Here is a 19,345-nt window from a genome sequence, read left to right on the forward strand (position 1 = left end):
TGGACCGGCCCGGCGAGACCGGCTAGACCGGCTTGAGCACCTCGAGGCCGAGGTAGGGCTGCAGCGCCTGCGGCACCACCACCGACCCGTCGGCCTGCTGGTGGTTCTCGAGGATCGCCACCAGCCACCGGGTCGTCGCCAGCGTGCCGTTGAGGGTCGCCGCCGTATGCGTGCCCTTCTCGGTGCGGTAGCGCGTGTTCAACCGGCGCGCCTGGTAGGTCGTGCAGTTCGACGTCGAGGTCAGCTCGCGGTACTTGCCCTGGGTCGGCACCCACGCCTCGCAGTCGTACTTGCGGGCGGCCGGGCCGCCGAGGTCACCCGCCGCAGTATCGATGATGCGGTAGGGCACCTCGATCTTGGCGAGCATGTCCTTCTCCATGTCCAGCAGCCGCTGGTGCTCGGCCACGGCGTCCTCCGGACGGCAGTAGACGAACATCTCGAGCTTGTTGAACTGGTGGACGCGGATGATCCCGCGGGTGTCCTTGCCGTAGGACCCGGCCTCGCGGCGGTAGCACGTGGACCACCCGGCATACCGCTTGGCGCCGCCGGAGAAGTCGAGGATCTCGTCGGTGTGGTAGCCGGCGAGCGCCACCTCGGAGGTGCCGGTGAGGTAGAGGTCATCGGCCTCGAGGCGGTAGACCTCCTCGGCGTGGGCGTCGAGGAAGCCGGCGCCGCCCATGACCTGCGGGGTGACCAGCGTCGGGGTGATCATGGGGACGAACCCGTGCTCGACGGCCTGGGCGAGCGCGAGGTTCATCATCGCGATCTCGAGCCGGGCACCGACGCCCTTGAGGAAGTAGAACCGCGAACCGCCGACCCGGGCGCCCCGCTCCATGTCGATGGCGTCGAGGGCCTCGCCGAGCGCGAGGTGGTCACGGGGTTCGAAGTCGAACGTGCGCGGCTCGCCGACGGTCTCGAGCACGACGTAGTCGTCCTCGCCGCCGACGGGCACACCGGGCTCGATGACGTTGCCGATGCGGCGCACGAGGGTGTCGAGCAGCTCCTCGGCCTCGGACGCGGCGGCCTGCAGCTCCTTGACCTTCGCCGCCATCTCCTTGGTCTGGGCCAGCAGCGCCTGCCTGGCCTCACCCTGCGCCTGCGCGACCTGCTTGCCCATCGACTTCTGCTCGGCCCGCAGCCGCTCGAACTCGGTCAGGGACGACCGGCGTCGCTCGTCCGCCGAGAGGATCTGGTCGACGACCCCCTCGTCCTCGCCACGGGCACGCTGGGAGGCGCGGACCCGGTCGGGGTCCTCGCGCAGGAGCTTGATGTCGATCACCGGCCAAGCCTATCGGCCGCTCGAGGGGCGAAACTCATGCCGGCCGGCCCGCTCGGGTGTCATCCTGCGAGGAGCACCACCGCGCCTGCCCCCGGAGCCCCCATGCCTTCCGCGACGACCCTGCTGACCTTCTCCGCGGCTGCCGCCGCCCTCGTGCTGGTGCCGGGGCCGAACCTGCTCTACATCATCAGCCGCGGCATCTCCCAGGGCCGCCGCTCAGCCCTGGCCTCGACGCTCGGCGTCGCCACGGCCACCGCCGTCTTCGTGGTGCTCACCGCCCTCGGCCTCACCGCGGTGATCGCGTCCTCAGCGGTGGCGTTCACGGTGGTGAAGTACGCCGGGGTGGCCTACCTCGTCCTCCTCGCGGTGCGCGAGCTGCGCTCGCGCGGCCGCTTCAGCCTCGAGACGCCCCCGCCGGTCAGCGGCCGCAGGGCCTTCGGCGACGCCTTCCTGGTGGGCATCACCAACCCCAAGGTGGCGCTGTTCTTCCTCGCCTTCTTCCCGCAGTTCATCCACCCGGGGGCCGGTCCGGTGGCCGGCCAGGCCCTTGTGCTGGGCGGGGTGTTCGTCGTCATCGGCGTCACCTTCGACTCCCTGTACGCGCTCACCTCCGGGGCGATCGGCGCCTGGCTCTCGCGACGGCCGAGGGTGATGCGGCGCAGCCACTACGTCAGCGGCACGGTCTACCTGGCGCTGGGCGGCGCCGCCCTGCTCACCGGCGGGCCCCAGCGGGCCTGACGGCCCGGCGAGGTCGGCGGCACGGTCATGGACACCGGGACCCAGCTCGTCTTCCTCGCCGTCGTGGGCGGCCGGTTCCTGCTGCCGCTGCTGATCCCGCGCTTCCCGCTACCCGCGCTCATCGCCTGCCTCGTGCTCGACGGCATCGACCAGTCGATCTTCCAGGCCTTCGGCTACGACCCGCCCGGCTACCAGGGCTACGACAAGGCGATGGACGTCTTCTACCTGTGCGTCGCCTACCTGTCGATGCTGCGGAACTGGACGTCCTCCCCCGCCTTCGAGGTGGGGCGGTTCCTCTACTTCTACCGGCTCGTCGGGGTGCTGCTCTTCGAGGTCACCCAGTGGCGGCCGCTGCTGCTCGTCTTCCCCAACACTTTCGAGTACTACTTCATCGCCTACGAGGTCATCCGGCTGCGCTGGGACCCCAGGCGCCTCGGGTTGCGCGCCTGGCTGTTGACGGCCGGGCTCATCTGGGTCGTGGTCAAGCTGCCGCAGGAGTGGTGGATCCACATCGCCCAGCTCGACTTCACCGACGCGGTGGCCGAGGTCCCCTGGTTCGGCCCGCTCGTCGTCCTCGGCGTGCTCGGCCTCCTGGCCGGCTTCTGGTTCGGGGTCCGCCCGCGCCTGCGCCCGGCCGACTGGCCGTGGCGGGTGCGCGCCGAGCCGCTGCCGGCGGAGATGGACGAGCCGGCCGAGCGGGCGGCCTGGGTGGCCGCCCACTACCGCCTGCTGTCGGTGCCGACCCTGGAGAAGGTGGTGCTGGTCGGGCTCATCAGCGTCATCTACGCGCTGGTGCTGCCCAGCACCGACGTGAGCGGGTTCCGGTTGTTCCTCGGCCTGACCGCCTTCGTGGTCGTCAACGCCGCCATCGCCCTGTGGGCGGCGCGGGCCGCACGCTCGGTCGAGTCGCTGGCGGGCGCCTTCGCGGCCCGGGTGGCCGTCAACATCGGGCTGGTCGTCCTCGCCGACTGGCTGGGTGAGGGCGACCGCCTCGACGCCGGCGCCGCCGTCTTCTTCGTCGTGCTGCTGAGCCTCGTCACCACGCTGCACGACCACTTCTGGCCCGTGCACGAGGTACGTGCGGCGGGCGCGCCGGCCGCGGCGAGCGCGGCCTGAGCGCAGGGCAAACGGTGGGTATGCCGCGTGCGCGCGTCAGGCGCTCACGTCGACCAGGTGGTGGGCGAGGTCGTGCAGCATGTACTGCCCGAGGCTCTCGATGGTGAACGTCGAGCCGTTGCTCCGCCGGCCGGCGCGCTGCCACTGGTCGGGCTCGACGCTCGCGAAGGCCGCACGCACGTCCTCGGCCGCCTCGCGGAGCTCACGGGCGACGGTGGCCGGGTCCTGCAGGTGGTAGCGACCCGTCACGGCCGCGCTGTCCTGGTCCCAGTCGGGGAAGGCCGGTCCGTCCTGGCGCAGCATCCAGTCGACACGCTCGGTGAAGACCCGGCACACGTCGCGGACGTGGCACGCGTACTCGAGGGGTGACCAGGTGGCCGGCTCCGGCCGCGTGGTCGCGTCGGGCCGTTCCAGGACCTCCTGCCACGGGTCGGTCAGGGCCGCGATGCGGTCGGCGACCTCCGGACCCTCGACCTCGCTGGCCGTGAAGCCGCACTCGGGGCAGGTCTCGCGCAGCGTCCAGGTCCAGTCCTTGGTGTCCGGCTCGACGGGCACCGGCTCGGGGACGTCGACGTCACGGGTCATGTCGGCCACGCTACGCCCGGCCGACCGATGAGCGGTGCCGTTCGAGGGCCCGCATGACGGGGGTCACCGCGATGCCGTGCACCACGACACTGAGGACGATGGTGAAGGTCGCCGTCGACCAGAGCCAGCGCTGCTCGGGGAAGGTCGTCTGCCCGAAGGCGTAGGCCAGGTAGTAGACGGTGCCGACCCCCCGGACACCGAAGAACGCGGTGACGAGCCGCTCGCGACGCTCGAGCCGGTCCTTGCGACGGTCGCCCACCCCACGGGTGCCCACCGACAGCGCCAGCCACCCCGACAGCGGGCGGATGACGAACACCAGGGCGATGCCCAGCAGCGCCCCGCGCCAGTCGAGGTGGGCGAGCAGGCCGTGGGTGAGCCCGATGCCGAGGAACAGCAGGACGAGCAGCGTGAACAGCCGCTCGAGCCGCTCGATGACCTGGTGCATCAGCGCGTGGTAGTCGTGGCTCCGCTCGGCCGAGCGCATCGTCATGGCGCACGCGAACACCGCGAGGAAGCCGTAGCCCCCCATCACCTCGCTGGCGCCGTAGGCCAGCAGCACGGCCGCCAGGGCCATGAGCGGCTCACCCGTCTCCGCCACCCGCAGCGAGCGGGCCCGGGAACGGAAGGCGACGTTGCCGAGGACCCAGCCGACGCCCACACCCACGAGCACGCCCAGCAGCGTCTTCCCGACCAGCTCCCAGGCCAGCCACTGCAGCCCCCACCCGCTCACCGCGCCCTCGGCCGCGAGGAACACCGCGGCATACACGAAGGGGAAGGCGAGCCCGTCGTTGAGCCCGGCCTCCGAGGTCAGGGCGAAGCGGACCTCGTCCTCCTCGTCGACCTTGTCGGGCGACTGGTCGACGTTCGGGCCCTCGACCTGCACGTCCGAGGCCAGCACCGGGTCGGTCGGGGCGAGGGCGGCTCCGAGCAGGAGGGCGGCAGCCGGGGCGATGCCGAGGCCCCACCAGCCGAGGAGGGCGACCCCACCGATGGTCAGGGGCATCGCGATGCCGAGGAGCTTCCAGGTCGAGGACCACCGGCGCCAGCCCGCGCGGTCGCGGAACGACAGGGGGCGGTCGAGCGCCAGTCCCACCCCCATGAGGGCGATGAGGATGGTGACCTCCGTGACGTGCTCGATGACGGCGCGGTGGTCGGCCGGGTCGAAGGGCTCGCCCTCGGCGATCGGCAGCAGTCCGATGAGGGCACCCACCCCGACGAGCACCAGCGGGGCGGAGAGCGCGGCCCGCTGCAGCGCGGACGGGAGCACCACAGCCAGCAGCAGGGAGACGCCGCCCACGAGGTAGACGAGGTCTGCCGACATGCGCCCACCCTCTCACCGCGCTCCCCCCGCCGCGCGGCGCCCGAGCACAATGGCGGCATGTCCGACGCCCTGGCCTTCACCGTGCGCCCAGCCACCCCCGCCGACTACGCGGCGGTCGGCGAGATCACCGTCCGCGCCTACGTCGAGGACGGGCACCTCCCGCCGGGCCTCGCCTACGCCGAGGTCCTCGCCGATGCCGAGAGCCGGGCACGCGCGGCCGAGCTCTGGGTGGCCGCGGAGGGCGGGTCCGGGAAGGTGCTCGGCTCCGTGACCTTCGCCGGCCCCACCAGCCCCTACTCGGAGCTGGCCGGACCCGACGAGGGCGAGTTCCGGATGCTCGCCGTGGCCCACGAGGCCCGCGGCCAAGGAGTCGGCGAAGCCCTCGTGCGCCGGTGCATCGACCGGGCGCGCGAGCTCGGGCTCGGCGGCCTGGCCATGTCGACCCAGCCCTCGATGGCGCAGGCCCACCGGGTCTACGAGCGGCTCGGGTTCACCCGGGATCCCGAGCGCGACTGGGAGCCGGTGCCCGGCGTCAGCCTGCTGGCCTACCACCGGAGGGTGTGAGCGAGCGCCCAAGCCGGGCCCCGGAGCACGCGCGGGAGGCAGCAGCGAGCCGCGGCGGCGCGCACCCGGCTACCGTGGGGTAGCGTCACGCTGTGCTTCAGGAGAACGCTGGGTGGATCGCGATCGGCGCCATCGCGCTGGTGCTCGCGCTGGCCTGGCTGGTCGCGGCCGCCTCGTCCTCGGGGCCGGTACCCGGCGGTGTGCACCGTGGACGCCGCAGCTGGCGTCGCAGGCCGCACCGCAACGAGTTCCGGCCGGAGGGCCACGCCGAGGGCGACACGTCGCGCCGCCAGGCCGTGATCGTCGTCAACCCGACGAAGTTCGAGGACCTGCCGGCGGTCCGTCGCCGCATCGGCGAGGTCTGCCGCGACCTCGGTTGGGACGAGCCGCGGTTCATCGAGACCACCAAGAAGGACCCGGGGACGGGGCAGGCCAAGGAGGCCCTCGAGCATGGCGCCACGGTCGTCTGCGCCCTCGGCGGTGACGGCACCGTGCGCGCGGTGGCCGAGGCGCTGGTCGGCAGCGAGACGCCGATGGGGCTGCTGCCCGGCGGCACCGGCAACCTGTTGGCCCGCAACCTCGACCTGCCCGTCGACTCGCTCGAGGACGCGGTGCGGGTCGCCCTCACCGGCCAGAACAAGCGGGTCGACGTCGGCCGGCTGACCGTCGACGTGTCCGGCGAGCACGAGCGCCCCGAGTGCCACATCTTCCTCGTCATGGCCGGGCTCGGCTTCGACGCCGCGATCATGGCCGGCGCCCCCGAGAAGCTGAAGGCCAAGGTCGGCTGGCCCGCGTACGTGGTGTCCGGCTTCCGCAACCTGCGCGGCCCGCAGTTCAAGGTGCGCGTCAAGACGGCCGAAGGCGACGAGTTCAGCCGTCGCACCCGCACCGTCGTGATCGGCAACTGTGGCAAGCTGCTCGGCGGCCTCGTGCTCATGCCCGAGGCGGAGGTCGACGACGGCCGGATCGACCTCGTGGCGCTCTCGCCGCAGGGCATCGTCGGGTGGGCGGCCGTGGCCGCCCGGCTCGCCTCCCGCCGCCGCCGTGGGCACCCCCGGGTCGACCACTACACCACCACCGAGGTGCAGGTCCGTGCCGACCGGCCCCAGGAGGTCCAGCTCGACGGCGACCCGATCGGCGAGGCCCGGGCGATCAGTGCGGAGGTGCTGCCCAGCTCGCTGATCGTGCGGGTGGGAGCGGTCGAGTCGTGAGCACCTCCGGGTCGGCGTCGACCGCGAAGTCGACGCAGCCCCCGGCCGCGGGCCGGCCCTCTCGTGGCGTCCGCGCCCTCCGGGCCGTGGCCCTGGCCCTGGCGGCCGCGGTGCCGGTCACCCTGCTCGCCCTGCTGGTCCGCGAGCAGTTCAACCCGCTGATCAGCTTCGACGAGGGCGTCATCCGCCGCACCACCGACTTCACCCGCTCCAACGACCTCGTCGGCTTCTTCGTCGTGGTGCAGGAGGTGACACAGCCCAAGTGGCTGCACCTGGTCGGCACGCTCGTCTGCCTGTGGGCCTGGCTGGCCAGGGACCTGCGCAACCGCGCGCTGTGGGCGTTCTCGACGCTGATGGTCGGGTGGTTCGTCGGCTGGGCCTCGAAGCTGCTGGTGCAGCGGGCCCGCCCCGTGGTCGACGACCCGGTCTCGCACGCGGCGGGCTACTCGTTCCCGTCCGGCCACGCGCTCAACATCACCGTGTGGTGCTCGGTGCTCGTCTTCCTGCTCTGGCCCCTGCTGTCGCACACCGCCCGCCGGGTGGCCGTCGGGTTGGCTGTGGTGACGGTCGTCGTCGTCGGCTTCGACCGCATGTTCCTCGGCGCGCACTTCCCCAGTGACGTCCTGGCAGGCATTCTGCTCGGACTTGGCATTACCTTCTCCTCATGGATCGGGTTTATCGGGAAGACGGCCGTGACCTCCTCACCCGGGCCGTCGGCCCAGGCGTAGCCCTCTGGGGCGTGGTGGTCGGCCTCGGGTTGCTCGTCACCGGTCCCCTCGCCGCGTTCGACCGGTGGGAGGACAGCCTCGCTGCCGACTTCAACCGCGCGCGCACGCCGCTGTGGGACACCATCACCGACATCTGGTCGAGGCTGGGCAACACCGAGATCATCATCGCGACCTGCGTGGTGGTCACCGCGGTGCTGCTGTGGCGCACCCGTGACTGGCGGTTCAGCGCCGTCCCGGCGATCGCCATCTCGCTGCAGGCCACCATCTTCGTGCTGGCGGCGCACACGGTGGGCCGGATCCGGCCCCCGGTGCTCCCCGAGGACCCGTCGCCGCCGACCTCGAGCTTCCCCAGCGGGCACGTCGGGGCCTCCACGGCGCTCTACACCTCGTTCGCCCTCCTCGCCGCCGAGCGGATCGAGCGGCCGTGGCTGCGCCGGCTCGTCATCGGGCTGTGCCTGCTCGTGCCGCTGCTGGTGACCTACTCGCGGCTCTACCGCGGCGCCCACCACCTCAGCGACGTGCTGGTCGGCATCCTCAACGGGGTGCTCTGCGCCCTGCTCGCCTACGGCTGGTACCGGCACCGGACCCGCGAGGCGGGCACCCGCACGCCGCGGGCCGAGGCCGCCACCGTCAGCTGAAGAGCGTCTCTCCCCACCAGCCGCCGGGCCCCACGCCGGGCGGGCAGGCGAAGACTGCCGAGCCGTTGTGCTCGATGTACTCGTTCAGCGCGTCCGCGCCGGCCAGCGCCCGCTGCATCGGCACGAACTGCCTGCCGGCGTCACGGCAGAAGGCGATGAAGAACAGGCCCGCGTCGAGGTGGCCGACGCCGTCGCTGCCGTCGGTGAAGTTGTAGCCGCGGCGCAGCAGCCGGACGCCGTCGAGGGTCTCGGGCGAGGCGAGCCGGATGTGCGCCGTCTCGGGGATGGCGGGCTGACCGTCGGCGCCCTTGACCGCCAGGTCGACGGCGGCGAACTCCTGCCTCTGGCCGAGCGGTGCGCCGACGCCCTTGGTGCGCCCGATGACCTGCTCCTGCTCCTGCAGGTTGGTGCGGTCCCAGACCTCGATGTGCATCCGGATCCGCCGGGCCACGAGGTAGGAGCCCCCGACCATCCACGAGGCAGCCCCGGGCACGTCCTCCGGCTGCACCCAGACGTGCTCGGCCAGCGCCTCGGGGTCCTCGGACTTGAGGTTGTTGGTGCCGTCCTTGAAGCCGAACAGGTTGCGGGCAGTCACCTGGCTCGTGCTGGTCGAGGAGGTCCGGCCGAAGCCGAGCTGGCTCCACCGCACCGAGACGGTGCCGAACCCCATCCGCACGAGGTTGCGGATCGCGTGCACGGCCACCTGGGGGTCGTTCGCACAGGCCTGTATGCCGATGTCCCCGCCGCAGCGGGCCGGGTCGAGGTCGTCGCCGCGGAAGGCGGGTAGGTCCGCGAAGCCCTCGGGCAGGCGGTCGGTGAGCCCGAACCGGCCGTCGAAGAGGGACGGGCCGAAGCCGATGGTGACGGTCAGGCCCGAAGCCTCGAGGTCGTAGGCCTCGCCGGTGTCCGCCGGCACGCCGTAGGGCCCGCCGCCGACCACCCCGCCCGGGGCGGCCTCCGCACCCGCGGTCATCCGCTCCGCGGCCCGGGTCCAGGCCTTGAGCGTCTCGACGAGCTGCTCGCGGTCGTCGGTGGTGACGTCGAGCCCCACGAAGTGGAGGCGGTCCTGCGCCGGCGTGGTGATGCCGGCCTGGTGGGCGCCGTGGAAGGGCACCGGGGCCGACGGGTCGTGCGCGGCGCCGCCGGCCGCGGCAGGCGAGGGCACGGCGTGGGCCCGCTGCGCGGCATACGTGCCGGCCACCCCGGTGACGGCGCCGGCGAGGGCCGCCCCGGCACCGACCCCGAGCAGGCCCCTGCGGGTGACGCCGTGCTGCTCGGTCACGCAGCCACCGCGCCGGCCACCTTGGCGACCTGCTCGCTGACCGCGTCGAGCCTGACGGTCAGGTCCTTGACCTCGTCCTTCGACAGCTCGGTGTAGAGCCGGAAGCCGCGGTCGGTGCGGTGCTCGTCGAGGGCTGCGTCGAGCTCTTTGAACCGCGCGTCGATCGTCGTCAGCAGCTCGGGGTCGCGCTCCTTCAAGGCGGGGCGCAGCGCGTCGATGGCGTCCTTGCAGCCGCGGTAGTTCTCGTCGAAGTCGTAGAGGTCGGTGTGGCTGTAGCGATCCTCCTCGCCGGTGATCTTGCCGGTGGCGACCTCGTCGAGCAGGGCCTTGGAGCCGTTGGCGAGCTGCAGCGGGTTGAGCTCGACCGCCCTGGCCCTGGCCGCGACGGCCCTGACGTCAGTGAGCAGCTTGTCGGCGACAGCCCCGCTGTCGGGCTGCAGACCGTCGACCCACAGGTCCTTCTCGAGGCGGTGGTAGCCGGTGAAGGCCAGGCCCTCCTCGACGACGTCCTCGCGGCCGTCGATCATCGGGTCGAGGTCGCCGAACGACTCGGCCACCGGCTCGATGCGCTCCCACGGGCCGCGGGCCACGGGGTAGAGCCTCTTGGCCTCCTCGACCCTGCCCGCCTTGACCGCAGTGACGAACGCGGTGGTGCGCGTGAGCAGCTCGTCGGCCTGGGCGCCCACGTAGGTCTCGTAGCGCTCCACCGCCTCGGCCAGCTTCACATCGGCGTCCTGGGCGGCGGCGGTGGCACCGGTGACGGTGAACTCGCCTCGCAGTCCCTCGCCCTTCATGCCCGGCTTGCAGGCCGTCGTGTAGGTGCCCGGCTCGGCCACCTCGACGTGAAAGGTCCGGGTGAGGCCCGGCGTGATGTTCTCGACCTCACCGAGCACCTGGTCGCCCTCGCCGAGCAGGTAGAACTCGTTGGCCTTGCTGCCCATGTTGCTGACCGCGAACTCGATGGTCCCGGCGGGCGCGGTGGTCCGGCCGACGGAGCACTCGGTGTCGGTCGCCTCGACGGCGATGGGCCCCTTGCCGCCGGCCGCCTCGCCGGTCGAGTCACTGCCGCACGCGGTCGTGCCGAGCAGGAGGGCCGCGCCGAGGGCAGCGTGGAAGGCGGTGATGCGCATCTGGGCTCCTGGGAAGGTGTCAGCCGCGAGGGCGGGATCGGGGAGAAGCGGGTCAGGCGTCAGGCAGCCTGGGCAGCGGCCGGCTCCGAAGGGCGGGGCGAGGGGCGCGGACCCTGGGGCCGCAGGAAGAGGGTCAGCACGGTGCCGACGTAGAGCAGCCACGCGACCGCCTGCAGCACCGTGGTGGCCGGGGTGAAGTTGAAGATGCCCTTGAGGAGGGTGGCGTACCAGGACCCCGGGTCGATGGTGCTGGAGAGGTCGAAGGCCAGGGTGTGCAGCCCGGGCAGGAGGGCCGCCTCCTGGAGGTCGTGGAGGCCGTAGGACAGGATCCCGCCGGCGACGAGGACCAGCAGCACGCCGGTCCAGCGGAAGAACCGCGCAAGGTCGATGCGCACGGCGCCCTGGTAGATCGCCACGCCGAGGCCGATGGCCGCGCCGATCCCGACGACCCAGCCGAGGAGCGGCAGCACCGTGCCGGCGCCCGCGGCCTGGGCGGTGGCGTAGAAGAAGATCGCGGTCTCCAGGCCCTCGCGGCCCACGCCGAGGAAGCCGACCAGCGCCACGGCCCAGGGGCCGACGTCGAGCGCCCTGTCGAGCCTGCCCTTCAGCTCGCCCGAGATGGTGCGGGCGGCCGAGCGCATCCAGAACACCATTCCCGTGACGAACGCGACGGCGATGATCGAGGCACTACCGCCGACGAGCTCCTGGGCCTCGAAGGACAGCCCCCGGGTGCCGTAGGTCAGCAACGCGCCCAGCACGACGGACAGGCCGACGGCGACGCCCACCCCCGACCAGACCCACCGCAGCGCCCAGCGGCGGTCGGTCTTGACGAGGAACGCGATGAGGATGACGACGACGAGGGCGGCCTCGAGGCCTTCACGGAGGCCGATGAGGGCGTTGCTGACCAACATGGGACTAAGGTAAGCCTTACCTAAGCCACTGCGTCAAACCGGGGTGCCCTTCCGCTCGCGTCAGCCGGGGGGTGAGCCGCGCAGGCTGCGCAGCCAGGTGCGGGCGTCGGTGAACGCCTCGTCCCGCGTCGCCTCCGAGACCTGCACCGCGGCGCCGTCGGCCCGCGGGTAGGACCCCAGGAACCGCACCTCGGCGCACACGCGCTTGAGCCCCATCAGCGCCTCGCCGACCCGCTCGTCGAGGACGTGGCCCTCGATGTCGATCGAGAAGCAGTAGCGCCCCATCGACTCCTTCGTCGGCCGCGACTCCAGGCGCGACATGTTGATGCCGCGCACGGCGAACTGCTCGAGCAGCTCGAGCAGGCCGCCCGGGTGGTCGTCGCGCTGGTAGAGCACGAGGGTCGTCTTGTCGGCCCCGGTGCGGTCGGGCAGCCGCCCCGGCCTGGCGACGAGCACGAACCGGGTGACCGCCGAGGCCGTGTCGCCGATGTCCTCGGCGAGCACCTCGAGCCCGTGGTTGGCCGCCGCGACCGGCGCACAGACGGCGGCCTCGTATGCCGGGGACTCCCCGGCGCGCAGCCCGGCGGCGGCCGCCGCCGTGGACAGGGTCGGCACGTACGCCGCGTCGGGGAGGTGGGCCGCCATCCAGCCGCGCACCTGGGCCCAGGCGTGGCTGTGGGTGCCGACGCCGCGGACGTCCGCGAGCGGCACACCGGGTCGGGTCGCGAGGACGAAGGTGATGGGGACGAGCACCTCACCGATCACCACGAGCGGCTCACCGCTGGCCAGCGCGTCGAGGGTCGCGCTGACCCCGCCCTCGACCGAGTTCTCGATGGGCACCATCGCGGCGTCGATCTCGGCGCTGCGCAGGGCGCCCAGGGCCGCGTCGACCGACCCGAAGGGCAGGTGTCGCGCGCCCCCGGCGGGTGCCCAGGCGTGCAGCGCCATCTGGGTGAAGGTGCCCTCGGGCCCGAGGTAGCCGTAGCGGGTGGGCGTCTCAGCAGGCGGCACGGACGGTCAGGCCTTTCGGGAGCCGGTGCGGGCAGCGGCCAGCGCCTGCTGCTCCTCGGGGGTCAAGGTGGCGTCGCTGCCACCGCCGACCACGCCCTTGGCATAGGTGCGCGACTCGCCCCGGGCGTGGATCGAGCTGAAGACGAGGCCGTCGCCGTGGTCGTCGACCACCGCGGCGCTGAAGGACAGCCGGCCGCCCATGTCGCCGAACGCGTCGTAGCGCACGACGGCGACGTGGCGCAGCGCCTGCTCGAGGTCCGAGCGCAGCGCCGCGAGGTCGCCGGCGCCCACGGGACGGGCGTGGCTCAGCCGGCGCACCTCCTCGCCCAGCCGGCTGGTGCGGCGCAGCGCCAGGGCGAGCCCGGCCACGAGGAACACCCCCAGCACACCTGCAGCGAGTCCCAGCAGGGTCGTGGCGGTGTCCGACAGGTGCACGCGTGCAGCCTATGCAACGAGCGCTCGATAGGGTCGCGGCGCCATGGAACTCGACCTCGCAGTGGCAGCGATCGTCTTCGGCACCATCTTCGTCGTCGAGCTGCCCGACAAGACCTTCATCGCCACCCTGGTGCTCTCCACCCGGTTCCGGCCGCTGCTGGTGTGGCTCGGCGTCACGGCGGCGTTCCTCCTCCAGACCCTGGTCGCGGTCCTCGTGGGCGGCCTGCTCGCGCAGCTGCCGCGCACACCCGTGCAGGTCGTCGCGGCGCTGATGTTCCTCGTCGGCGGCATCCTCCTGCTCCGAGGGGCGGGCAGGGCCGACGAGGAGGAGGCCGAGACCGAGGAGGAGTTCTCCCACAAGGGCGCCGCCACGGCGACCGGGCTCAAGGCCGTGGCCACCAGCTTCGTCGTGCTGTTCCTCGCCGAGTGGGGCGACCTGTCGCAGCTCTTCACCGCGTCGATGGTGCTGCGCTACGAGGACCCGCTGTCGGTCTTCGTCGGCGCCTTCGGCGCGCTGGCCGCCGTCTCGGCACTGGCCGCCCTGCTCGGCCGGGCGCTGCTGGCCAAGGTGCACCTGTCGACCATCCGGCGCATCGGCGGCGCCGTCTGCCTCGTCATCGCCGCAGTCAGCATCCTCGAGGTCCTCGGCGTCATCGGCGGCTGACCGGCACCGCGTCCGGCCGCCCGTGGCCGCGGTGGCCGCGGTCGTCGCGGTGGGGGTGGTGCGGGTGGCCGTGCGCGCGCAGCGGGATGGTGCGGCTGAGCGACCAGCCGACCAGGGCGAGGGCCAGCAGGGACCCGAAGGTGTCGGCGTTCTGCAGGACGCGGCCGGGGAGCTCCGGCCAGGTCGGCTGGTTGAGCCAGCTGATGCCCCACCACGGCATCCGACAGAGGAACCAGCCGGTCAGCACCGCCGCAGCCAGCAGCCGCCTGCGGTCGCGCAGCGGGTCGGACCCGAGCACGGCGAAGATGACGACGACCATCCAGTGGAGGTGGTGGATCCACGCCACCGGTGAGAGCAGCACAGCCATCAGCCCCACGATGGCGACCTCGCTGATCGAGTCGCCGGCGAGCCAGGCGCGGCGGGCGAGGTGGAAGCCGATGACCCCGACGACAGCCACGCAGGCCAGCCAGAGCACGGTGCCGGCGGTGCCGTCGGGGCCGACCCGCAGCAGGAACCCGCGCAGGCTCTGGTTGGACGTACCCATGTTGGGCCCGAGCCGGTTGGGGTCCTGGAGTGCGCCGCCCCAGAAGGCGAACGACGCCTCGGGCAGCACCACCCAGGTGCCCAGGGTGACGGCCACGGCGGTTCCGACGGCGGTGGCGGCTTCGCGCCAGCGGCGGTTGACCAGGTAGTGCACGACGAAGACACCCGGGGTCAGCTTGATCGACATGGCGAGCCCGACGAGCACGCCCGGTGGCACGCGGCGCAGCACGCCGGGCCGCGGGCGGCGCAGGTCCATGAGGCAGGCCAGCACCATGAAGGCGTTGACCTGGCCGAACCGGATGCCGTCGGCCACAGGGTGCAGCCACAGCATCGGCGCCGCCAGCAGGGCCAGGGCGATCGGCACCCCGGTGCCGGTGCGGTGGATCAGGCGCCAGCCGGCATACCAGACGATCGCGGCGGTGGCCGCGACCTGGGCGGCGGTCCACAGCCAGCCGACGGCGCCGAAGGGCAGGAAGGCCAGGGGGATGGCGATGACGGCGGCGAACGGCGGGTAGGTGAACGGCAGCAGCTGGGGGGCCTCGGTCATCGCCGAGTAGACCGGTCGCCCGGTGAGCACCGACACCCCGGCCTCGCGGTAGACCTCGACGTCGACCTGCCACTGGTCGATGGGCCAGAAGACGAGGTAGCGCAGGACCACCGGCAGCGCGGCGAGCAGCACGAGCGCGGCGGCGAGTCCCCAGCGACCGCCGGCGGGCCAGCGGCACACGGCACGCCAGGCGGGGGCAAGGCTGCGGGGGACGGGGGTCACGCGCCCATTGTTGCGTGTGGCCGTGGTCGTAGCCTGTACCCCGTGATCCGCCGTGCCCTCCTCCTGCTCGCCGGCCTCCTCGTCCTCCTCGGTGTGGCCGCGCCGGCGTCGGCGGCACCGGTCGGCCGGGTCGCGTCGGCGCAGGTCCCGGCCGCGGCGGCGGACGCCAGCCCGGTCGTCCTCATCGGCACCGGCGGCATCACCTGGACCGACGTCTCGCCGGAGCAGACCCCGGCGCTGTGGTCGTTCCTGCGCGACGGCTCGAGCGCGGCCCTGTCGGTGCGCTCGGTCAACACCAACACCTGCCCGGTCGACGGCTGGCTGTCGCTGTCCGCAGGACAGCGCGCCGCCGCTCCGGGTCCGGGCGGCTCGCCCGAGCGCAGCAAGACCGACCCGTGCCCGCCCATCCCGGCCGTCGAGAGCGGCTTCGTCCCCGGCTGGAACGACTACGTGCGTGCGGCCGCCGCCAAGAAGTTCGACTCGCGACCGGGCCTGCTCGGCGAGCACCTGGCCAGCAACGGCACGTGCGTCCAGGCGGTCGGCCCCGGTGGCGGCGTGGGGGCGGCGCTCACCAGTGGCGCGGTCCCCCGGTATGCCGCGTTCGCGCCGGAGGTGTTGACCGGCGCCCTCGCGAGCTGCCCGGTCACGCTTGTCGACGTGGGCTCCGTCCGTGACCCGGAGGAGGTGGCCGAGGGCGAGAAGGCGCCGGCCACCAGCCGGGCCGAGCAGGTCAGGGCCGTCGACGCCCGCATCCAGCAGGTGCTCGAGGCGGCCCCCGGCGGGGCCGACATCGTCGTGGCCAGCCTCTCGGACGCCGGCGCCCAGGAGCGGCTCCGCCTGGTGGCCGCCAAGGGGCCGCACTACGGCAGCGGGACGCTGAAGTCGGCCTCCACCCGCCAGACCGGTCTCGTGCAGGCCGCGGACCTGACGGTCTCGCTGATCTCGGCAGCCGGCGTCGAGGTTCCCCGCGAGCTCGGCGGCAAGCCGCTGCACCGGGTGCCTGCCGACAGCAACGCCGAGAGCCTCGCGCAGGAGCGGCTGCGCGCCCTCGTCGACTACGACCAGGCCTCGCACGAGGTCCACTCGCTCGTGCCGCCGTTCTTCAACGCGGTCGTCTACAGCCAGCTCGCGATCTACGCCCTGGTGCTGGTGGTCTGGAAGCGCGACTTCGGCTCGGCCGAGACCCGCACGCGGCTGCTGCGCACCGTGCGCGTGGTCGGCGTGGCGGCGGCAGCGGTGCCGGCCGCGACGTTCCTGGCCAACCTGCTCCCGTGGTGGCGCTTCCCGGTGCCGATGCTGGCCGTGGTGGCGAGCGTCGCCCTCTTCGTCACGGCGATCTCGACCATCGCCCTGCTCGGGCCGTGGGGCCGCTCGCTGCTGGGGCCGATGGCCGCGGTGTCGGCCGCCACCATGGTCGTGCTCGCCCTCGACGTCATGACGGGGTCGCGCCTGCAGCTGTCGTCGCTCATGGGCCTGCAGCCGGTCGTGGGCGGGCGCTACTACGGCATGGGCAACACGACCTTCGCCCTCTTCGGCACCGCGACGATCCTGCTGTGCAGCGCCGTCTCCGACCGCTTCGTCCGGAGGGGCCAGCCGGTGCTGGCAGCCGTCGTCGTGGCGGCCGTGGGGCTCGGTGCGGTGTTCGTCGACGGTGCGCCGTTCTGGGGGGCCGACGGCGGAGGACCGCCTGCACTGCTGCCCGGACTCACCTACCTCGTGCTGGCGATCCTCGGAGTGCGCATGACCTGGCGGCGCGGGGCGATCATCGGCGGCGTCACCGCCGGGCTGTTCCTGCTCGTCGCCTTCCTCGACAGCCTGCGCGCGCCGGACAGCCAGTCGCACCTCGGACGCTTCTTCGACTCGATCATCAGCGGCGGCGCCCTCGACATCATCGTGAGGAAGGGCCAGCAGAACCTGTCGATCCTCTTCGGCAACTACAAGCTGGCCCTGCTCGTGCCGGTCGCCCTGGTGTTCGTCATCTACGTGCTGGCGCGGCCGACCTCGTGGGGCTCGCGGGCCCTGCAGCGGTCCTTCGACAGCGCGCCCACCCTGCGGCCGGGCCTGATCGCCCTGCTCGTCACGCTGACCATCGGGTTCCTCATCAACGACTCCGGCGTCGCGATCCCCGCCAACGGGGCGCTGATCGCCGTGCCGCTGATCATCACCGTGGCGGTGGGGACGCTGCTGGACGAGGCTCGGATGACCGGCGCGACGCGCGCCGCCAGGCGACGGTGAGGGCCACCCACAGCCCCAGTGCGGCATACGGCGCCACCCGCCGACGCACGGTGAGGGTCACGTCCTCGACCGTGGGGGTCATGGCCACCACACGGCCCGGGACGTAGGCGACCGCCATGACGGCCAAGCGGGCCAGCAGCACGTAGTCGAGCACCCCCGCCGCGAGCACCGGCAGGGTCGCCCACGTCAGCTGGTCGTACCAGGGCAGCGAGTACGGCGCGCTCAGCGCGTAGGCGGTGGAGAGCACGAACGCCCAGCGGGCCCCCGCCCCGGTCACCGTCGCCGGAGCCGCGTCGAGGGTGAGCCGCCACAGCAGCAGCACGAACGCGGCGAAGAGCACCGTGGCCAGCGCGAAGACCAGGCTGCGCACGGTCGACGACGGAAGTGGACCCGTGAGGAGCTCGACGAGGAGCCGCCAGGGCGTGGCCAGCGACACCGAGCGGCGAGCCCGCCCGAGCTGGTCGAAGACGTGCGGGCCAGCCCAGACATGCAGGGGCAGGGCCACGGCGAGGGCGGCCACGGCATATGCGGCCACCCGCCGCACGAGCCCGTCGCGCTGGTGCTGCACCCAGGCGAGCACCACGGCCAGGCCGACGACGCCGTAGGTGATCTTCGTGCTCACGGCGAGGCCGCTGAGGACGCCTGCCGCCCATGGGCTGCGGGCCGCCGTCACCAGCGCGGCCAGGGCCAGGGCCGCGGCGACGACGTCCAGGTGCGCCCCGAGCACCCCCACGCCGAAGACGAGCGGGTTGGCGGTCCACAGGGTGTCGGCTCGGCGGGGGTCGACTGCCGCACGGAGCAGCAACCAGCGCACGGCGAGCCACGCGGCGACGGTGACGACCTGCCAGATCCACACGGTCTGGCGCATGCTCTCGCCACCGACGAGCGAGGTCAGGAGCTGCAGCAGGGTCGCGAAGGGACCGTAGACGCTGACCGTCTCCGTCCACGGTGGCTCGACCGCGCTGGTGACCGGGTCGGCGCCACCGGCCCACGCCTCCGGCGGCACGAGGTAGGGGTCGCCGCCCTGCGCCGCGATCCGCCCGTAGGCCGCGTAGTTGGTGTGGTCCGCCGAGCCGAACGGCCCGGTCAGCAGGGCGCCGGCGGCCAGCACGAGGGGCCAGCGCCACGACCGGGCCCGAGCGGGCGGGCGCCACAGCGAGAGCGCGACGCCCGCGGCGCCGAGCAGGTATGCCGCCCACAGCAGGGCGGTGACCACGGCCGAGGACGGCGCCCAGGCCAGCTCACCGGGCGCCCAGCCGCGCGGCCCGAGAGGTGGTTTGGCGGCGCTGGGGCCGAAGAGTCCCACCGCGAGGAGGAGGGCGAACGATGTTACGAGCGCGACCCGCCCGGTCACCGTCGCCGCGTTCGAGGTGTTACCGCCCGAGCTTCGTCGGCGTGTGTACCTCGACCCGGGTGGGGTGGGAGCCCCGGCTGTCTCCATCAGCGTCCGACGCGACGGCGGAGCCTGCGCAGGGCCAGGGCCAGGGCGACGTCGCGGTACTGCCGGGCGCGGTGCAGCTGGCCACGCCAGTCGGAGCCGCTCACGCGGTGCTGCAGCTCGCAGGGCACCTCGAGCACGCGCATCCCGGCCAGGAGCACGTCGACGGTCAGGCCGACCTCCACCCCCCAGCCCCGGGCCAGCGGGCTGGCAGCGTCGAAGGCCTCCCGCGAGAGGCACCGCATGCCCGAGAGTGGCTGCACCGCCCGGAACCCGGTGAGGTGCTCGATGCCGCCCCGGGCCAGGCGCACCACGAAGCCACGGCCACCCCCGGGCGACTTCTGTGGGGGCAGCGTGGCGATGGTCATGTCCGCCCGTCCCTCGGTGACCGGCGGCACCAGCACGCCGAGGTTGGCGGCCGAGGCCTCGAGGTCGCCGTCGACGAAGAGCAGCGGCCGACGGGCACCGGGGTCGCCCACCAGGCCCTCCCGCTCCTCGCACCGGGTGACGTGGCCCGCCCCGGTGGTCATCGCCGCCGCCTTGCCGCGGTTGCGGGCGTGGCGCACGACCTCGGCCCCTGCCTCGCGGGCGAGCGCGGCGGTGTCGTCCGAGCTGCCGTCGTCGACGACCACCACGAGGTCGACACCCTCGATGCCGCGGACGGCACGGACGGTGGCGGCGATCCGGGCGGCCTCGTCCTTGGCGGGGATGACGGCGGCGACGGGAGTGACGCTCATGTCCTCAGCC

19 protein-coding genes are annotated in these 19,345 nt (G+C 73.1%); 8 read left to right on the plus strand and 11 right to left on the minus strand.

From position 1 onward, the window contains the following. Positions 1–22: 22 nt before the first annotated feature. Positions 23–1,279 (minus strand): serine--tRNA ligase, encoded by a 1,257-nt coding sequence (gene serS / locus P2F65_RS08220; RefSeq protein WP_275805922.1) that lies wholly within the window; start codon positions 1,277–1,279, stop codon positions 23–25. 102 nt (positions 1,280–1,381) lie between these two features. Here serS and P2F65_RS08225 point away from each other — a divergent pair, with 102 nt between their 5' ends. Both P2F65_RS08225 and P2F65_RS08230 read left to right on the plus strand, forming a co-directional pair. Continuing rightward, positions 1,382–2,017 (plus strand): LysE family translocator, encoded by a 636-nt coding sequence (locus P2F65_RS08225; RefSeq protein WP_275805924.1) that lies wholly within the window; start codon positions 1,382–1,384, stop codon positions 2,015–2,017. A gap of 27 nt (positions 2,018–2,044) precedes the next feature. Then, positions 2,045–3,133 (plus strand): hypothetical protein, encoded by a 1,089-nt coding sequence (locus tag P2F65_RS08230; RefSeq protein ID WP_275805926.1) that lies wholly within the window; start codon positions 2,045–2,047, stop codon positions 3,131–3,133. Between the two features lie 36 nt (positions 3,134–3,169). Here P2F65_RS08230 and P2F65_RS08235 read toward each other — a convergent pair whose 3' ends face one another. Both P2F65_RS08235 and P2F65_RS08240 read right to left on the minus strand, forming a co-directional pair. Then, on the minus strand, positions 3,170–3,718 hold the full coding sequence (locus P2F65_RS08235) for a DinB family protein (RefSeq protein ID WP_275805928.1): 549 nt from the start codon (positions 3,716–3,718) through the stop codon (positions 3,170–3,172). Between the two features lie 10 nt (positions 3,719–3,728). Further along, complete coding sequence (locus P2F65_RS08240; protein WP_275805929.1) at positions 3,729–5,039, minus strand: cation:proton antiporter; 1,311 nt, start codon at positions 5,037–5,039, stop codon at positions 3,729–3,731. 57 nt (positions 5,040–5,096) lie between these two features. On the opposite strand from P2F65_RS08240, the gene P2F65_RS08245 reads away from it, so the two are divergent. The 4 genes from P2F65_RS08245 to P2F65_RS08260 all read left to right on the plus strand — a co-directional run bounded on the left by P2F65_RS08245 (position 5,097) and on the right by P2F65_RS08260 (position 8,180). Beyond that, entirely contained in the window at positions 5,097–5,603 is a 507-nt protein-coding gene (locus P2F65_RS08245) for a GNAT family N-acetyltransferase (RefSeq protein ID WP_275805931.1), read from the plus strand. A 92-nt stretch (positions 5,604–5,695) separates the two neighbouring features. Beyond that, positions 5,696–6,814 (plus strand): diacylglycerol kinase family protein, encoded by a 1,119-nt coding sequence (locus P2F65_RS08250; protein ID WP_275805933.1) that lies wholly within the window; start codon positions 5,696–5,698, stop codon positions 6,812–6,814. After that, the gene (locus tag P2F65_RS08255) at positions 6,811–7,542 is read left to right on the plus strand and encodes a phosphatase PAP2 family protein (protein WP_275805935.1); all 732 of its coding nucleotides are present in this window, start codon (positions 6,811–6,813) and stop codon (positions 7,540–7,542) included. The genes P2F65_RS08250 and P2F65_RS08255 overlap by 4 nt, the downstream gene beginning before the upstream one ends. Positions 7,543–7,553: 11 nt before the next feature. After that, positions 7,554–8,180 (plus strand): phosphatase PAP2 family protein, encoded by a 627-nt coding sequence (locus P2F65_RS08260; RefSeq protein ID WP_275805937.1) that lies wholly within the window; start codon positions 7,554–7,556, stop codon positions 8,178–8,180. On the opposite strand, the gene efeB is transcribed toward P2F65_RS08260, so the two are convergent. The 5 genes from efeB to P2F65_RS08285 are packed head-to-tail and all read right to left on the minus strand — an operon-like array spanning position 8,173 to position 12,949. Then, positions 8,173–9,462, minus strand: coding sequence for an iron uptake transporter deferrochelatase/peroxidase subunit (gene efeB / locus P2F65_RS08265; RefSeq protein WP_275805939.1), 1,290 nt, complete (start codon positions 9,460–9,462; stop codon positions 8,173–8,175). The two genes, P2F65_RS08260 and efeB, sit on opposite strands and share 8 nt — an antisense overlap. Next, positions 9,459–10,592 carry an iron uptake system protein EfeO gene (efeO, locus tag P2F65_RS08270; protein WP_275805941.1) on the minus strand — a complete coding sequence of 378 codons (1,134 nt, stop codon included), beginning with the start codon at positions 10,590–10,592 and terminating at the stop codon, positions 9,459–9,461. The genes efeB and efeO overlap by 4 nt, the downstream gene beginning before the upstream one ends. 59 nt (positions 10,593–10,651) lie before the next feature. After that, complete coding sequence (gene efeU / locus P2F65_RS08275; protein WP_275805943.1) at positions 10,652–11,503, minus strand: iron uptake transporter permease EfeU; 852 nt, start codon at positions 11,501–11,503, stop codon at positions 10,652–10,654. 60 nt (positions 11,504–11,563) lie between these two features. Further along, positions 11,564–12,514 (minus strand): prephenate dehydratase, encoded by a 951-nt coding sequence (gene pheA / locus P2F65_RS08280; RefSeq protein ID WP_275805945.1) that lies wholly within the window; start codon positions 12,512–12,514, stop codon positions 11,564–11,566. Positions 12,515–12,520: 6 nt separating this feature from the next. Further along, the gene (locus tag P2F65_RS08285; protein WP_275805947.1) at positions 12,521–12,949 is read right to left on the minus strand and encodes a DUF4446 family protein; all 429 of its coding nucleotides are present in this window, start codon (positions 12,947–12,949) and stop codon (positions 12,521–12,523) included. A 43-nt stretch (positions 12,950–12,992) separates the two neighbouring features. On the opposite strand from P2F65_RS08285, the gene P2F65_RS08290 reads away from it, so the two are divergent. Beyond that, positions 12,993–13,613: a TMEM165/GDT1 family protein gene (locus P2F65_RS08290; protein WP_275805949.1), complete on the plus strand. Its 621-nt coding sequence runs from the start codon at positions 12,993–12,995 to the stop codon at positions 13,611–13,613. Here P2F65_RS08290 and P2F65_RS08295 read toward each other — a convergent pair. Then, positions 13,600–14,925 carry a glycosyltransferase 87 family protein gene (locus P2F65_RS08295; protein WP_275805951.1) on the minus strand — a complete coding sequence of 442 codons (1,326 nt, stop codon included), beginning with the start codon at positions 14,923–14,925 and terminating at the stop codon, positions 13,600–13,602. The two genes, P2F65_RS08290 and P2F65_RS08295, sit on opposite strands and share 14 nt — an antisense overlap. A 42-nt stretch (positions 14,926–14,967) precedes the next feature. On the opposite strand from P2F65_RS08295, the gene P2F65_RS08300 reads away from it, so the two are divergent. Then, positions 14,968–17,160, plus strand: coding sequence for a hypothetical protein (locus P2F65_RS08300; protein ID WP_275805952.1), 2,193 nt, complete (start codon positions 14,968–14,970; stop codon positions 17,158–17,160). Here P2F65_RS08300 and P2F65_RS08305 read toward each other — a convergent pair. Then, the gene (locus tag P2F65_RS08305) at positions 17,087–18,514 is read right to left on the minus strand and encodes a glycosyltransferase 87 family protein (RefSeq protein WP_275805954.1); all 1,428 of its coding nucleotides are present in this window, start codon (positions 18,512–18,514) and stop codon (positions 17,087–17,089) included. The two genes, P2F65_RS08300 and P2F65_RS08305, sit on opposite strands and share 74 nt — an antisense overlap. A gap of 86 nt (positions 18,515–18,600) precedes the next feature. Further along, positions 18,601–19,335, minus strand: coding sequence for a glycosyltransferase (locus P2F65_RS08310; RefSeq protein WP_275805956.1), 735 nt, complete (start codon positions 19,333–19,335; stop codon positions 18,601–18,603). Positions 19,336–19,345: the final 10 nt, after the last annotated feature.

It is taken from the genome of Knoellia sp. p5-6-4 (assembly GCF_029222705.1).
Classification (GTDB): Bacteria; Actinomycetota; Actinomycetes; order Actinomycetales; family Dermatophilaceae; genus Pedococcus_A.

Excerpts from the sequence above, each read along its gene's own strand:
- efeU (WP_275805943.1), bottom strand. The coding sequence starts at position 11,503 with ATGTTGGTCAGCAACGCCCTCATCGGCCTCCGTGAAGGCCTCGAGGCC.
- P2F65_RS08245 (WP_275805931.1), top strand. The coding sequence starts at position 5,097 with ATGTCCGACGCCCTGGCCTTCACCGTGCGCCCAGCCACCCCCGCCGAC.
- P2F65_RS08225 (WP_275805924.1), top strand. The coding sequence starts at position 1,382 with ATGCCTTCCGCGACGACCCTGCTGACCTTCTCCGCGGCTGCCGCCGCC.
- P2F65_RS08235 (WP_275805928.1), bottom strand. The coding sequence starts at position 3,718 with ATGACCCGTGACGTCGACGTCCCCGAGCCGGTGCCCGTCGAGCCGGAC.
- efeO (WP_275805941.1), bottom strand. The coding sequence starts at position 10,592 with ATGCGCATCACCGCCTTCCACGCTGCCCTCGGCGCGGCCCTCCTGCTC.
- P2F65_RS08240 (WP_275805929.1), bottom strand. The coding sequence starts at position 5,039 with ATGTCGGCAGACCTCGTCTACCTCGTGGGCGGCGTCTCCCTGCTGCTG.
- P2F65_RS08230 (WP_275805926.1), top strand. The coding sequence starts at position 2,045 with ATGGACACCGGGACCCAGCTCGTCTTCCTCGCCGTCGTGGGCGGCCGG.
- P2F65_RS08310 (WP_275805956.1), bottom strand. The coding sequence starts at position 19,335 with ATGAGCGTCACTCCCGTCGCCGCCGTCATCCCCGCCAAGGACGAGGCC.
- P2F65_RS08290 (WP_275805949.1), top strand. The coding sequence starts at position 12,993 with ATGGAACTCGACCTCGCAGTGGCAGCGATCGTCTTCGGCACCATCTTC.